The sequence below is a fragment of the uncultured Pontibacter sp. genome, assembly GCF_947492645.1.
Lineage (GTDB): Bacteria > Bacteroidota > Bacteroidia > Cytophagales > Hymenobacteraceae > Pontibacter.
The window spans coordinates 200,201-215,811 of record NZ_CANLMZ010000001.1 but is presented as its reverse complement, the minus strand read 5'-3'; the positions used below and the strand labels follow the sequence as shown (position 1 = coordinate 215,811).

General features: G+C 44.4%; 12 protein-coding genes. 10 read left to right on the top strand and 2 right to left on the bottom strand.

Features of this window, described 5'->3' with window-relative positions; genetic code table 11:
- Positions 1-2 precede the first annotated feature (2 nt).
- From Q1A23_RS00860 to Q1A23_RS00850, 3 genes are all read left to right on the top strand, one after another.
- On the top strand, positions 3-1,013 hold the full coding sequence (locus tag Q1A23_RS00860) for a type IX secretion system membrane protein PorP/SprF (protein ID WP_299818109.1): 1,011 nt from the start codon (positions 3-5) through the stop codon (positions 1,011-1,013).
- Between the two features lie 92 nt (positions 1,014-1,105).
- Positions 1,106-1,612, top strand: coding sequence for a hypothetical protein (locus Q1A23_RS00855; RefSeq protein ID WP_299818106.1), 507 nt, complete (start codon positions 1,106-1,108; stop codon positions 1,610-1,612).
- Between the two features lie 791 nt (positions 1,613-2,403).
- Entirely contained in the window at positions 2,404-2,784 is a 381-nt protein-coding gene (locus tag Q1A23_RS00850; RefSeq protein WP_299818103.1) for a DUF6567 family protein, read from the top strand.
- Between the two features lie 113 nt (positions 2,785-2,897).
- On the opposite strand, the gene Q1A23_RS00845 is transcribed toward Q1A23_RS00850, so the two are convergent.
- On the bottom strand, positions 2,898-3,590 hold the full coding sequence (locus Q1A23_RS00845) for an SOS response-associated peptidase (protein WP_299818100.1): 693 nt from the start codon (positions 3,588-3,590) through the stop codon (positions 2,898-2,900).
- Positions 3,591-3,759: 169 nt separating this feature from the next.
- Entirely contained in the window at positions 3,760-4,380 is a 621-nt protein-coding gene (locus Q1A23_RS00840) for a hypothetical protein (protein WP_299818098.1), read from the bottom strand.
- Positions 4,381-4,433: 53 nt separating this feature from the next.
- Between Q1A23_RS00840 and Q1A23_RS00835 the strand changes: the two genes are divergently transcribed.
- The 7 genes from Q1A23_RS00835 (at position 4,434) to Q1A23_RS00805 (ending at position 15,379) form a co-directional block, all read left to right on the top strand.
- Positions 4,434-5,678, top strand: a complete 1,245-nt coding sequence (locus Q1A23_RS00835; RefSeq protein WP_299818097.1) for a PD-(D/E)XK nuclease family protein — start codon at positions 4,434-4,436, stop codon at positions 5,676-5,678.
- A 31-nt stretch (positions 5,679-5,709) separates the two neighbouring features.
- Positions 5,710-6,549 (top strand): hypothetical protein, encoded by an 840-nt coding sequence (locus Q1A23_RS00830; protein WP_299818095.1) that lies wholly within the window; start codon positions 5,710-5,712, stop codon positions 6,547-6,549.
- 91 nt (positions 6,550-6,640) lie between these two features.
- Positions 6,641-9,034: a class I SAM-dependent DNA methyltransferase gene (locus Q1A23_RS00825; protein ID WP_299818092.1), complete on the top strand. Its 2,394-nt coding sequence runs from the start codon at positions 6,641-6,643 to the stop codon at positions 9,032-9,034.
- On the top strand, positions 9,027-10,307 hold the full coding sequence (locus Q1A23_RS00820) for a restriction endonuclease subunit S (protein WP_299818090.1): 1,281 nt from the start codon (positions 9,027-9,029) through the stop codon (positions 10,305-10,307). The genes Q1A23_RS00825 and Q1A23_RS00820 overlap by 8 nt, the downstream gene beginning before the upstream one ends.
- A gap of 120 nt (positions 10,308-10,427) precedes the next feature.
- Positions 10,428-11,420 (top strand): hypothetical protein, encoded by a 993-nt coding sequence (locus tag Q1A23_RS00815; RefSeq protein WP_299818087.1) that lies wholly within the window; start codon positions 10,428-10,430, stop codon positions 11,418-11,420.
- 34 nt (positions 11,421-11,454) lie between these two features.
- On the top strand, positions 11,455-14,730 hold the full coding sequence (locus Q1A23_RS00810; RefSeq protein ID WP_299818084.1) for an HsdR family type I site-specific deoxyribonuclease: 3,276 nt from the start codon (positions 11,455-11,457) through the stop codon (positions 14,728-14,730).
- The gene (locus Q1A23_RS00805; RefSeq protein WP_299818082.1) at positions 14,693-15,379 is read left to right on the top strand and encodes a SprT family zinc-dependent metalloprotease; all 687 of its coding nucleotides are present in this window, start codon (positions 14,693-14,695) and stop codon (positions 15,377-15,379) included. The genes Q1A23_RS00810 and Q1A23_RS00805 overlap by 38 nt, the downstream gene beginning before the upstream one ends.
- Positions 15,380-15,611 lie beyond the last annotated feature (232 nt).

Below are 15,611 nucleotides of genomic sequence, written 5' to 3'. Positions count from 1 at the left end.
ACATGAAGTTTTTTACCACTATTATTATTTTTTGCTGCGTGTGCTTAACAGCAATGGGGCAACAGCGGCCACAGTTTACCCAGTATGTGCAAAACAACTATCTCCTTAACCCGGCGGTAGGCGGTATCGAGAGCTATACGGATTTAAGGCTTGGTTTTCGTAGCCAGTGGGTAGGATTAGAGGGCGCTCCGATCACCTTTTACTCCAGCATCCATACATCTCTGAATAAAAACGATAGAAATGCCCCGTCCTCAAAATCTAAAATGCACGACGCGGGCAAATTCAGAACAAAGGCCAACAAAAACAACCGCTTTTACGCACAGCCGCATCACGGGGTGGGTGCCGTTGCGCAGTTTGACCGGTCCGGATTGTTGACTGTATCTTCTATCAATGCGAGCTATGCCTTCCACTTGCCTGTTGCCAGAGACATGTACTTTTCCAGCGGTTTTTCTGCAGGTTTGGTGCAGTATAGGTTGAACAGAAATGAGCTGGACATGAGTACCCCAGATGACCCTTATCTTTCAGGTGACATCGGCAACATGAACAAACTGGACCTTGGCGTGGGGCTCTGGTTTTACGGACGTGATTTTTATGTGGGGGCCTCGGGGCTTCAGCTGGTGAAAAGCAGGGGCGATATAGAGGTGAAGAACAGTCCGCGAGCGTCGCTGCAACCACACTTTTATGCTACAGCCGGCTACAGAATTAAGGTAAACCGTGAGCTGGATGTGATACCTTCAGTTCTGGCAAAAATGGGAGAAGGCGGTTTAACAACTGTGGATGTAAACGCCAAAGGAATATATGCGGAGCGTCTCTGGGCGGGCGTATCTTACCGTCACAAAGATGCAGCCTCTATTATGGCAGGTGTGCACTTGGGGTACTATGCAGATGTGAGTTACTCCTACGACTTTGCAACCTCAGACCTGAACCGGGTAAGCGCCAACAGCCATGAGATAGTGATTGGCTTTAAGCTAAATAACCGCAACAAGATTATCTGTCCGCAGTGGATTTGGTAACTATGATATGTTGCCCTAAAGGATTAAATAACTACGAATTTAACCTAGCTCATTGATAAAAAACTTATTGTCAATAAATTAAGAGTGACATCATGGACTTAAAAGCATTGATTATAACAATTATATTATTACTTCAAGTACAATTCGCCCATTCACAAGCGAAAATTAGCGTTTCTATCAACGGAACAGATACTTATATAGAAACCTATAATAAGACTTTTGGCGATGAGTTGAGCCTTGATAAGGCTTACAGATTAGGACCAGGTGCACTAGTAACTCTTAAACAAGGAACTAAAAAGGCACTTGAATGGGGCAGCTTAAATGAATTGCATCAGAAAGCCTTTGAAAAAGAAATCTGTCGCTTTAAAGTCATGGATAAAGAACTGTACAAATTTCATGGTTACGTAGATCAGTTTACTTCTGAAATAGTGTTGTTGTTCAAAGGCTTTGAAGACGGTTCATTTGAGTTAATGATAAAGCCATACAATAGCAGCTACGATACTTTTATAGAATTTAGTGATAAAGAGATGCTTCAAAACTTTGATAATTTGTTGAATGGGAGATCTGCAAATAAAGAAATAAATGACATCTTTAATTAAAGCCACTACTTCTATCAAACTAAAGGATATGCTTCTTGAAGTAACAGAAGCATAGCGGTGAAGTTGTTTAGATGATAAGTATACTTTTGTATACAGCTTTACAACTTGTAACACTTATCAAACAGACTACCTTGCTCCGGTTTCTCAGCTAACACAGTAGGCTTACTGTTAGCTATAGAGTTAACTAGCGGAGAAACCGCATAAGAACTCATTGCTGCTACCGGAAAAGGCTGCAGGAATTCCTGTAACAAGTTGCTACTTTTTGTTACATGCAGCCAAGCCTCCTCCTTTTACGGTTAAGGATCACCGGCATCCGGTTGTGCGCTGACTTCACCACGACACTGGCCTCTGTCTTGATGATAATGAACTTGTGCAGCACTCGCTTGAGCTTTTACCCGCCCATCCATTCCAAAGCTCCGCAAAAATAAACAGCTCTTCATTCTTTAACATGATGCGGTAAGTCACTTTATCTTGCCCTGTTATCTGCCACTCAAGGAATTGATTAGCGCTTTCGCCCAAAATGGCTGGCGGCCCCACGAAAAGAACTGTAGCTTGTAAAGCTGCTTCTGCTGTTGATTTAGTCTCTTGGGTTGCTTGCTTTAGCGCCTCTTTTTGCTCTAAAAGCTTGGCTGGAGCAGATATTCATTTTTTACTTCTTTTGAATAGTCTTATAACACAACAACTTATGTACACGGAATAGAAATATGTAAAATGATATATATTAAAAATATAATATAAAATATTATTGGTGTAACTTTGAATCATTAACAAATCAAATAACATAACACAAAATGAACAAACTGTTAAAATCATTCGGTGCGTTGCTTATTGCTGTAACGTTCTCCAGCTGCGCTGCATTTCACAGTGGTGATATGGCTAGCTCCGCATCACTAAACTCAGCTAATTTCTCCTATGCTAAGCAAAGCATCAAAGGCGAGTCAACAGCTACTTATGTCTTCGGAATTGGCGGCATGGCAAAGGAATCCTTGGTAGCTAACGCAAAGCAGCAAATGTTGGCTTCTAATCCTTTAAGCGCGAACCAAGCTCTGGCAAACGTAACTGTAAGTTATAAGTCATCACTTTATGTAGGGCTGCTTTATAGAACTGTGACATGTACAGTTACTGCTGATGTGGTGGAGTTTAACAACTCTAATGTAACAGCAAAGCAGTAAAAAGTTACTTTGATAGACGTAGGAGCACAGTGCTTAGACTTTGCTTCTACGTCTTACACTCTACTTACTCAGGTGCCGTTATTAGACAAAACATGTTACAACTTGTAACACTTCTAAAACAAACTACCCTGTTCCGGCACTTGAGCTAAAACAGCAGGTGTACTGTTAGCTATAGAATAAACTAGCGGAGAATCCACATAAGACTTCATCTCTTCTGCCGGAAAGGGCTGCAAGAGTTCCTGTAACAAGTTGTTGCTTTTTGTTACATCAAGCCAAGCCTCTTCTTTTTCCGGCGTAAGGATTACCGGCATCCGGTTGTGTGTCGGCTTTACAAGCTCGTTTGCTTCCGTAGTAATGATAGTGAAAGTTTGCTGTGCTTCACCTGTTTCGGTGTCCGTCCACTCATCCCAAAGTCCGGCAAAAGTGAACAGTTCTTCGCTCTTAAGGAGGAAGCGGTAAGGTATTTTTCCGCCAGCTGTTTTCCGCCATTCGTAAAATCCGTCTGCCGGAACAAGGCAGCGCCTGCGGTTGATCAATTCCCGGAAGCTTGGCTTATCCAAAAGCGTTTCCGCACGAGCATTGACTGCCTTATTTCTGTAGTTATTGTCTTTAGCCCAATGCGGCAACAATCCCCAGGAAAAGAGCTGTGCTTTCTCCGGCTCATCCCCTGTTACAACCGGTAACAGCTGGGAAGGTGCGGCATTGTAGTACGAATCCATCTTCAACTTCTCCAGCAATCGTGCTATACGGGAAGCTTTGTTGTTCTTATCTTTTACCGTAATGGTTACGGAATACCTGCCACACATCTGTTATAATTGTTTATTACTTTTTGTTACAACTTGTAACACCCAATCCGGCTGATTCCGCTAAAGCTTAATAAGTATATGATTGGGTATATGACCTCATAACGGTTCTTTCTTCGTAAGAGCTAAAATAGGTTAATTCTATTAAATAGAAGTCAGGCGGCTTAAGGCTTTACCTATACAACCCAACTTTCAGCTTCTCTTTTAACTCAAACTCATCCAGACGGAAAAAGTCCATCAAACCAAGCTCATGCTCTTCTTTAGCTTTATCCTTCCTGTAATGCCAATAGGAGTTGTAGTATCCTGCCTGTAGCCATATTTGAACCACTTGCACCTCTTCTTCAAGCTCATAGCTTATCTTTTCGACAAAGAAGTGGGATGTCTCCAGGTACGCCGAGAAGAATGGTAAGGAAATCTCCTCCCCTACTCTGGGCATGATAGGCAACTGATCAACCTCCATGCTTAAGAACTTGTTTTTACTATACCCTCTAATCAAGAGTTCATAACGGAATTTATGAAAGGTAAACACCGGGCGTGCCTCATAATTCATCACAAGGTCATCGTATATGGCCTCTATAAGCTTCCTTACTTTCCCATACTTTACCCCGCTCGCCTCACTTAGTTCTTTTAGTGAAGGCACCGGAATATCTTCGTCATGATAAAAGTCTCTTGCAAGTATACATTTTAGAAGGTCCTCATATCTCTTTCCGTTTCCGATTAGGCTATGGGCTTTATTTCTCATGGAGCCGATGTTTAGCAACATGTCTTTCGTTGACAAGCTATCTTCTTTCATCTTCTATTACTTTGATATTATACTATATATGCCATAATTTATATTGTAATTTTATGGGATACGAAAACAAGCTGATTTACATGCAAACACTTCTAGATAAAATTGGAGTAATAGATTTCAAATATAAAAAGCTGCGCGAGCAGGATGATTTTAATATTTTCGGCATACTCAGGAGTAAAACTGATGAAGTACGGATTCACTCGAGATTCATTGCAGAATTACTTAATCCGACAGGTAGCCATAGACTAGGTGACACCTTCCTAAAAAGCTTTCTCGAACTGTTTAATTTGACAGTAACTCAATACCCAAATGCACGAGTACACAAGGAATACAACGACATTGACATCCTAATAAGAAGTGGCATAAAGGCGATAATTATTGAGAATAAGATCTGGGCCAGAGATCAGAAGAGACAGCTTGACAGGTATCATGAGATTATGGAAGCTGAAGGTGCACAGGAAATCAAGATTATTTACCTCACATTGGATGGAAAGGAGCCGAGTGACTTCAGTCTTGGTGCGTTAAAGACTGATCCTAAACTTTATAAAAAACTCTTTCTATGTTCCTATGGCAATGAGATTCTCCCTTGGCTGGATTCATGCCTAAAGGAGGTTTCTACAAAGCCCACTCTTAGAGAAACTATCGTCCAATACAAAAAATTAATTGAAGAACTTACTGGTAACTCTATGCCTGCAGAAGAACGAATTGAGATAAAAGAATTGCTTTCAGAAAACGATAACATTTTAAAAGCTTCTAAAATAGTAAAGAACTGGAAGCACATTAAATGGTACACGGAGTGGGACTTTTGGAATGAACTCGAAGCTGAGATTAGCAATGACGGCTTCAGTATACTCCCGAATGAGAAGTTTGATGCACAAAAGCTGAATAGTGTAATTCATAAAAATAGAAACCGTAACCCTTGGTTCGGAATTATGATTGAGTTAGCGCATCATAAGGATGATATAATCTGCTTGTACATCAGACGAGGTATTAGAAACATATACTGCGGTATAACTGTGCTGGGCAACGGCAAAGACAGACATAAAAGCAGCAGTTCTGAGTACGACCAACTGGCATTAATGTGTAAATCGACTATCGAAAGAAAAGACGAACGATGGGTTGCAAAAAAGTATTTTAGTAAACCTGTAAATTTTGAAGCATTCTCTGATAAGAGAACCTTACTAATAGCAGACCCTTCTTTTAGAAAACAATATATAGCTGATCTATGGAGTGAAGCAAAAGCCTATCTGGAAGAATGTAATATTGATGGCTTTCTAACAACAATGGTTTCCAACTAAGAGATTGATACTTAATTATACAGATAAAGCTATGATTGAAGAACTTTACTATCACGACGTAATAAATCCAAACATCACCGCTGCAACGATAGGTGTTAGCAAAAATAAATGGGTAGCAATAAAAGATAGTGAAATTGATGGTAACAATTATCTCACTATCATGCAGGAGAACAGGTTCAATATTCTCCCAATAATTTCATCTGATGGTCAGGCATATGAGTACTTTAGATCGGTATCACTAAATGACTACAGTGCTGCTACTCGCGAAATCATTACATATAAAGACACTATCACGCTAGATACAAGTATAAAAGAACTCATATTCAAGTTTGGCTATATGTCCAAAAGCCACTTTTTTTTAACCCTAAATGGAAAAGTTTCAGGCTTGGTCTCTCTGAGTAATTTAAACACCAGGAGCGCACAAGTATATATTTTTAGTCTGGTGTGCGAGTTAGAAAGAACATTAAGTGAATTTATTCAGGATAATATAGAAGAAGGAGTGCTACTAGAAAACTTAAAAGAGAAAGCTAAATATGATAATAAAATCAGATCATTAGTAAAAAATTATAATAAGCTACTATCCGAAGATTATGAAAATAGTATAACGGAAAGCTTATACTTTAGGCAATTTTTTGAAATAATTAAAGAATTTAATCTTCACCTTATTTTAGGGTATACTTCAAATGAAGAATGGGAAGAACTGTATTCAATGAATAAACTAAGAAATTCAGTAGCCCATCCATCTAAGAGCCTTATAAATAAAGATCAAAACATTGAATTTATACAATCAAAACTAGAGCAAATTGATGATTTACTATTTAGGTTGAGACATCAGAAAAACCCTAACATGTCTAAATCAGTTTTATGCTAAGGCCACTACATAATACAACAAACTATAAAAATATCAACTATTAATTCACCTATATTTCCTGTACATTCACGCTATAAAGCGTGAATGTAAAATGACCAAACATAAACTTACCCTACCCAGATTAGAGTCCCTCCTGCTTAAGGCTTGCGACATTCTGCGAGGCAACATGGATGCCTCTGAGTTTAAGGAGCATATCTTCGGGATGTTGTTCCTGAAGCGTTTGTCTGACAAGTTTGAGGAGGACAGAGCCAACCTGAAGAAAGAGTACGAGGCGAAAGGCTGGAGCGAAGAGCTGATACAGAAGCAGCTCGATAACCCCAACAAGTATAACTTCTACATACCGGAGCAATCGCTCTGGAAGAACATCCGCCACCTGAAGAAGGACGTGGGCACATCACTCAATAAAGCCCTGGCTGCCATTGAGGACGCCAACCCAAACACCCTGCAGGACGTGCTGAAAGGCATTAACTACAACAAGAAGATCGGTCAGAAGGCGATGGACGATGCAAAGCTGGTGGAGTTTATCCAGCACTTCGAGAACATCCCGCTGAAGGATTCTGACTTTGAGTTCCCGGACCTGCTGGGCGCTGCCTACGAATACCTGATCAAGTACTTTGCTGACAGCGCGGGCAAGAAGGGTGGCGAATTCTATACGCCTGCCGAAGTGGTGCGCCTGCTGGTAACCATTCTGGAGCCGGCACAGGGCATGAGCATTTACGACCCTACGGTAGGCTCGGGTGGTATGCTGATCCAGAGCAAGAACTTTGTGGAAGAGATGGGCGGTAATACCCGCGACCTGGCGCTGTACGGGCAGGAGCTCAACGGCACAACCTGGGCGCTCTGCCGCATGAACATGCTGTTGCACGGCTTCTACTCTGCCGACATCCGCAACGAAGACACCCTAAAGAACCCGCAGCACCTGCAAGAGAACGGAGAGCTGCGCCGCTACGACCGCGTGATCGCTAACCCTCCGTTCAGCCAGAACTACACCTCAAAGGAGATGTTGCACAAAGACCGCTTTAAGTACTGGATGCCTGAGAGTGGCAAGAAAGGCGACTTTATGTTTGTGCAGCACATGGTAAGCACACTCAAAACTACGGGCCGCATGGCGGTAGTGATGCCGCACGGTGTACTGTTCAGGGGCGGTGAGGAGAAAGCCTGCCGTACCTGGTTGGTACAAAGTGGACTGCTGGAGGCGGTGATCGGACTGCCACCGGGACTATTCTACGGCACCGGTATACCTGCCTGCGTGCTGGTGGTAAACAAGCAGAACGCTACCGACCGCAAAGAGGTGCTGTTCATCAACGCCGACAAAGAATACAAAGAGGGCAAGAACCAGAACAAGCTGCGCCCTGAAGATATTGAGAAGATCAGCTACGTGTACCACACCCGACAGCAAGTGGAGAAATACGCACGGCTGGTTTCGCATCTGGAGCTGGCGCAGGAGGACTTTAACTTGAACATCCGCCGCTACGTGGACAACTCTCCTGCCCCGGAGCCACACGACGTGCACGCGCACCTGAATGGCGGTATACCTGCCAGCGAGGTGGAGGCGCTGCAACAGAACGGTATGGCGCACTACAAGGGACTTAAAGAAGACTTGCTCTGCGACCTGAAACCAGAGTACCTGCAGTTCCACCCGCACATAAGCGAGAAGGAAAGCATAAAGCCGCTGGTAGAGGCGCATACAGGCGTAGCCGAGGTGCTGCAGCAGTACAACAGCATGTTTGGCCTGTGGTGGAGCCAATACCAGCAGGAGCTGCAGCAATTGCCAAACGGTAAGCCGCTGCACGAGGTAAAGCAGCAGGGCTATACGTCGCTGGTGGAGTTCTTCCAGCCTTTGCCGATGCTGAGCGACTCGCAGTTACGCGGTGCTTTTGCCGGCTTCTGGAGCGACCTGAACAGCGACCTGAAATCGGTGGCGGCCAGCGGTTGGGGCCCGGAGCTTATACCAGGTGCCGACATACTGGCCTCGCAGTTTCCGGAGCAGTTGGAGAAGATAGAGCAATATAAAGCTCGCATTGCCGAAATAGAAGCCGCTCTGGAAGAAGCCGAAGGCGAAGACTACGACTGGGAAAACAGCGAAAGCGGTGCCTTGCCAAAAGAGGTGCTTAAAGAACTAAAGGCAAAAGCCAAAACCGACAATAGTATAAGAGCGCTAGTAGCGAAGCACGAAGACCTGACAAAAGAGCTGAAGAAGCTGAAAACCGACATCAGCACGATGGAAAAAAAGAAAGACGAGCTGGTAGAGGTGGCCCGCCAGAAAATAACGCCTACCGATGCTGAAGCGCTGATACTACAACGGTGGCAAAATGCTTTATGGTCAGGCTTACAAACGCACCTGAAGCAGAACCAGATGGACGTGCTGGCTCAGCTGGAGAACCTGTTTGAGAAATACCAGGTGAACTTGAAGGAGCTTTTGAGCAGCAGAGAAGAAGAACAGGCTATTTTACAGGAATTCTTAGTGGAGTTGGGGTATGAATAAAGTTAAAAAGCAATTACAGAAGTCTGGAATCAGCTTTATTCCTGAAGGTTGGGAATATGGTACTGTAGCTGATTATTTTATACTTGGCAGAGGCAGAGTTATCAGTCAAGAAGAGGTCTCCAAAAATCCTGGAGTATATCCGGTTTATTCATCTCAGTCGGCGAATAACGGTGAGATGGGCAAAATAGATACCTATGATTTTGAGGGGGAGAAAATTACATGGACGACTGACGGCGCCTATGCAGGAACTGTTTTTTACAGAGACGGGAAGTACAATTGCACTAATGTTTGTGGAGTATTAACAGCTAAAGAATCTAATAAAATACACTATGGTTACTTCGCATATCTTTTGTCTACAATAGCGAAAAGGTATGTATCATACATAGGAAACCCAAAGTTGATGAACGATGTCTTCTCAACTATAGGTATTGTTATTCCACCCTATAATGAGCAGAAGAAAATAACCAGAATTCTGAGGACGGTAGATGGTCAAATTAAGAAGACTGAGGCTACCATTAAGAAGTATAAAGCCATCAAACAAGGGCTTATGCAAGACCTCTTCGCCCGAGGTATAGACGTGGCCACAGCCAAACTCCGCCCCCGCTTCCAAGATGCTCCTGAACTATACAAACCTTCTCCGCTGGGCATGATTCCGAAGGAGTGGGATATTGATGCTGTTCAAACATTATGTTCTAAAGTCACCGATGGAGCTCATTTCAGCCCAAAGCCTTTAGACTATGGCTACAGGATCGGTAACGTTAAGGATATGACTGATTATGGTTTTGACTATGAGGGTATGACCAAAATTAGTCAGAAAGATTTTCAAGAGCTCGCTAGGCAGAACTGTTCTCCTAAAAAGGGAGATGTCTTACTGTCCAAGGATGGTACGATAGGTAGAGTTATTGTTTTCAATGATGATGAACAAGTAGTACTGCTGTCTTCTATTGCAATACTTACCCCTTACGAGCACATCAATTCTACATATTTAGGCTATCTATTCAAGACAAGTTATTTTGATGTACAACTGTATCAGCTTCAAAGTGGAAGTGCTCTTAAACGTCTAGTCTTATCAGACATTAGGAAAATAAAGTTTCCAACTCCTAAAGATAGAAAGGAGCAAGAACTAATAGCGTCAAGATTAGAAAGAGCAGATAAGCTTCTGGAAGAGGAAATGGATCATAGACACAAGATTCAACAAATTAAGAAAGGCTTGATGTCTGATTTGCTTTCAGGCAAAGTACGAGTGCAGGTTGATGAGGAAGCTGTTTACTAATGCTTACACTACGCTGTAATACTGATCCCTGTAACATCATTCTATATTTTAAACTGCGACACTAATACCATCATAATACTTTATAATTTGGAAGCATAGGCTTTACAGTAATTTTATTCCATGACAGAAATTCCAGATCAATACATAGAGCTAATTAAAAAAGAGTTCGATATACAAAACAAAACAGAAGCTCTAAATAAGAAATTAGATAGTGTAGTTGATGAAATACATCAAATCTTTCAGCAGTATGGAATCTCAAGAAAGATAACCAAACATGATGTAATGTTTGGCAGAACTCATTTTGGCAATAGAATGATTCTAAACTGTGATATTGTAACAAGAGAGATGATAGTTGAATATGCTCCAAAGCTTTCTGAAATAATTTTTGACTATTATTATCCTAGACCACAGATCTCAGAGTTCTATCACTTCACAAAGCTTGATTCTGCTATTAAAATTCTAACATCTGAAAAGTTTAGATTGTATAATTTAATCAAGAATTACGACTTTGATGAGTTTCGAACTTTCTATAATGATCACAATATAGATGGATACAGAAAATCCTATGCACCAAACGGCGACCTCTATGAGAAGCATATAATGAAGCAAACCTACTCCTTATCTTTAGCGAAAAAAAGTACTTTGAATAATCTACAAGAGGACAGTATGTGGGAAGTGTTTGCAGACTGTAGCAAGGGAGTTAAGCTAGAGTTCGAAGTACAAAGCCAGCATATTGATTTTCGTGATATTTACTATAAATATACTTCTACCCCAAACCACACTTTGCTTTTAAAGGCACTCGAAAGCCACTTTATGAGCAAATACAATAGACAATTTGCCCTTTCTAAGATTTCTAAAATAGGCGGTTTCTATTTACCAAGTTCATATGACATCGAGAATGAAACCCGTTTCCTTATAAAGGAGCATACGGATGACTATGATTTTAATTTCACAGTTCATCAAGAAGCAGGTGACGTTGCATTTATAGAACTACCTTTTATTAGCAAATATGGAAGCTTCAGAATAAAAGCAATCCACTTAGGACAAAACTGTGATAAGCAAAAAGCCAAAGAGGAATTTCAAAAACTTAAGTTAGAGAAGATATTACGATAATTTCTCTAGGAACAATTAAGACTTTTAGTTAGCTATGACAGAACATACTTTAGTAGAGCAACCCTTCCTGAAGCAGCTGGAGAGCCTTGGCTGGCAAGTATATAAGCAGTCTGCTGGTATACCTTCAGACGCTACGCTTTCGCTGCGCACCAACTTTAAAGAAGTGCTGCTGCCCGGCGTGCTGAAGAAAGCCCTACAAAGTATAAACCTGGACGAGAACGGGCAGCCCTGGCTAAGCGAGAAGCAGGTAGATGAGCTATACAACGAGATCAGCGACTTCGGGCGCAAGCACCTGCTGGAGGCTAACAAAAGCTTCACGCACACGCTGCTCAACAACAGCCTTCGCGCCGATTACCACGATGACCCCGCCGATCCGCGTCCTATCAAGCTAATAGATTTCGACCACCCCGAGCGGAACAGCTTCATTGCCATCAACCAGTTTAAGGTAGATACGCTGGGGCTGGCAAAAGCCTGTATCATACCCGATGTGGTGCTGTTCGTGAATGGTCTGCCGCTAGTAGTAGTGGAGTGCAAGAACACCAACGCCTATACCACCAACCCGCTGCACGAGGCCCTGAAGCAACTGCAGCGCTACAGCAACCAGCGCCCTTCCACTCACGCAGCCGGCCTGAAGGAAGGCGAAGAAAGCCTGTTCTGGTATAACCAGATCTGCGTAGCCACCTACGGCGACAAAGCCTGCTACGGCACCATCACCAGTCTCGATGAACAGTTCTTCGCCGAGTGGAAGTACATCTACCCTGAAGCTTTCCAGAACTACATCAAGCCGCTGGATGTAGAGCGCAGCCAGGAGCGGTTGGTGCAGGGTATTCTCCCTCCGCGTACCCTGCTGGATATTGTCCGCAGCTTTACGCTGTTTATGCCAGTAGGCGGAGGCAAAGAAGCCAAGATTGTGTGCCGCTATCAGCAGTACCGCGCCGTGGGCAAGATAGTAGAGCGCCTGAAAACAGGCCAGACACCCTTGGAGCGATCCGGTGTAGTATGGCACACGCAAGGCTCCGGCAAGAGCTTAACCATGGTGATGCTCATCAAAAAGCTGCGCACAGTAGAGAAGCTAAAAGACTACAAAGTACTGCTCGTAAACGACCGAACCGACCTGGAAGACCAGCTCAGCGACACCGCGACGCTCACCGGCGAGAAGATAGACTTTATTGAAAGCATAAAAGACGTCAAGCCGAAGCTCTCCACCCCTACCAGCAACGCCGTGATGGTGATGATGCACAAGTTCCAGGCAAAGGAGTACAAGCTGACAGGTATAGCCGGCGAGATACTGAGCCAGGCAGCTGAGCCCCTAAAGCAGTTCAACGCGTTCGGCGAGGTAAACCCATCCGAGAAGATCCTGATCCTGATAGACGAGGCGCACCGCACGCAAAGCAGCGACTTAGGAAACAACCTGTTCGAGGCTTTCCCAAACGCTACCAAGATCGCCTTTACCGGTACGCCGCTCATCACGGAGCGCCACAAGAAAAAGACACACGACCGCTTCGGCGGCTATATAGACCAGTACCGCCTGCGCGATGCCGTAAACGACGGAGCCACTATCCCTATCCTTTACGAGGGCCGCGAACCCGACAACGCCATCAACGACAAAAGCGGACTGGACCAGAAGTTCGAAGAAGCTTTCGGCAGCAAAGAGCAGAAAGAGAAAGAGCTGATCAAGCGCAAATACGCCATCGGTAGTGATCTGAAAGAAGCAGAGGAACACGTTAATGCCGTAGCCCGGGATATTGTAAACCACTACACTGAAAACATCCTGCCCAACGGCTTTAAGGCACAGGTGGTAACCAGCTCGGTGCTGGCAGCCGTGCGCTACAAAGATGCCCTGCTAAAAGCGTTGCAGGAGAAAATAGCCTCGCTAAAAGCAGAAGCCAAGCAGGATGAAGAGCTGATCAAAAAGCTGGAGTTCCTGCAGGTATACGCCGTAGTTTCCGGGCAGGGCACAAACGAAGAAGCGATCATCACGCAGGCCCGTAAAGAAGCTTCTGCCAATAATGCCGTAGAGAACTTCAAGAAAGCCTTCAACTACGATGTTACGGAAACAGGTATCGCCTTCCTGGTAGTGTGCGATATGCTGCTAACGGGCTTTGATGCCCCTATCGAACAGGTAATGTACTTGGATAAAAAGCTGAAGGAGCACAACCTGCTGCAGGCCATTGCCCGCGTAAACCGAACCTACAAAGGCAAAACCCGTGGCTATGTAATTGACTACGCTACCAACACCCAAAACCTGCAGACTGCCCTCAGCATTTACGGCTCCGACGAAGTGCAGGAGATCATGGAGAACCTTAAGGGGGTGGAGACAGAGATACCGATACTGGAGTCGCGTTACCGCAGGCTGGTGCAGCTCTTCGAGAGTAAAGGCGTAGTCAACTTTGAGAAGTACCTGACCCAACAGATCAAGGACATCCCTACCCTACTCAAGCTACAGGAGCAATGCATAGAACTGGCCGCAGACATCAAGTTCCGCTCCAGCTTCGACGTATACCTAAAGCAGTTCATGGAAAGTATGGATATTGTACTTCCGCGTCCTGCCGCTTCGCCATACCGTATCCCGGCCAAGCAACTGGGCCACCTGCAGATCCTTATCCGCAACCGCTACAAAGACGACACAATCAACATAGAAGGTGCCGGCGAGAAGATCCGCCAGCTCATCAACGAGCACCTGGTCAGCCTGGGCATTAACCCGAAGATTCCGCCGGTAGAGCTGCTCTCCAAAGACTTCATCAAAGAAGCCAGGAAGAACAGCAACCCGAAAGCCGTAGCCTCTGAAATGGAGCACGCCATCCGTAAGCACATCAAGGTAAACGTGGATGATGACCCGGCCTTTTACACCAAGCTGAGCGAACGCCTGGAGAAACTCCTGCAGCAGCACCACGACGACTGGGAAGCTATGGTAAAAGCACTGGAAAACCTCCGAAATGAGACTGCTGCTGGCCGTCAGGAAGGTATAGCTGGACTCTCTGCCACCGAAGCCCCCTTCTACGACCTAATGATGCAGACCGCATTCAAAGGCAAAGCACCATCAGCAGAAGAGGAAGAAAAAGCGAAAGCTACTTTAAAGCTGGCGGTAAAGCTGATGAGGGCCACCATTAAGTTTACCAGCTTCTGGGAAAAAGGCAGCGAGATAGACCTGCTTAAAGGCGACCTGTCAGACATCCTTATTTCATCTGATGTAAAGGGGTTGATTGACCACGAGAACAAGATTATAAATGACCTGCTGGACCTGGCAAGGCGCAGACACAACGAGTTGATCCATGAAGAGCAGCAAGCACCTGATCCAGTACAATCTTAAGCGAAGCCAGCGCAAAACAGTTAGTATCTATGTAGAGCGTGACGGCGAGGTTATGGTGATGGCTCCCAAAGAGCTCTCCGATGCCGCCATTGACGAGCTGGTAGACAGCAAAGCTGCCTCTATTTTCAAGCACCAGGCAGAGCTGGAAGAGCTGAACCAGGTAAAGAAAACACGCGAAGCCGTGAATGGCGAAAGCTACCTGTACCTGGGCCGCAACTACAGATTGGAACTAGTAGAACAGCAGGAAGCACCGCTCAAGCTAAAGGATGGGTATTTCCTGCTCCAGAAAAAGCATGCTCCTAAAGCTGAGCAGATTTTCAAGCAGTACTACAAAGAGAAAGGTGCCAAGCGCATACCAGAGCGCGTGCGTTACTACGAAAAGCTGATGGGCCTTACCACCAGCGAGATCCGTATTATGGACCTGCAAAACCGCTGGGCCAGCTGCAACACCAAAGGCGACCTCAACTTCCACTGGAAGTGCATGATGGCCCCGCTCAAGGTGCTGGATTACATCATTGTGCACGAACTGGCCCACCTGATCCACGCCAACCACTCCGAAGCATTTTGGAATGAAGTAGACAAAGTGCTGCCGGATTACCGGGAAAGAAAGAACTGGTTACGGGTGAACGGAGCTGGGATGGATTTGTAGAAACTAAGTAGCAATAGCTCCTAATGCTTATTACATCCTCTGTTGACCATATCCATTACGGGTCCAGAAACCTATCAATTTGATGCTATCCCCTGTTTCACAGTCTGCTCAACATCGCATCTTAAGAGAAGAAAAGGCATAACACTACTTAACAAGTAGCTTTAATGTTTGATGCTTCTTAACAGCAACAAAAATAACGTTGATTATTGCTTATAATCTTGTCAATAAAAAT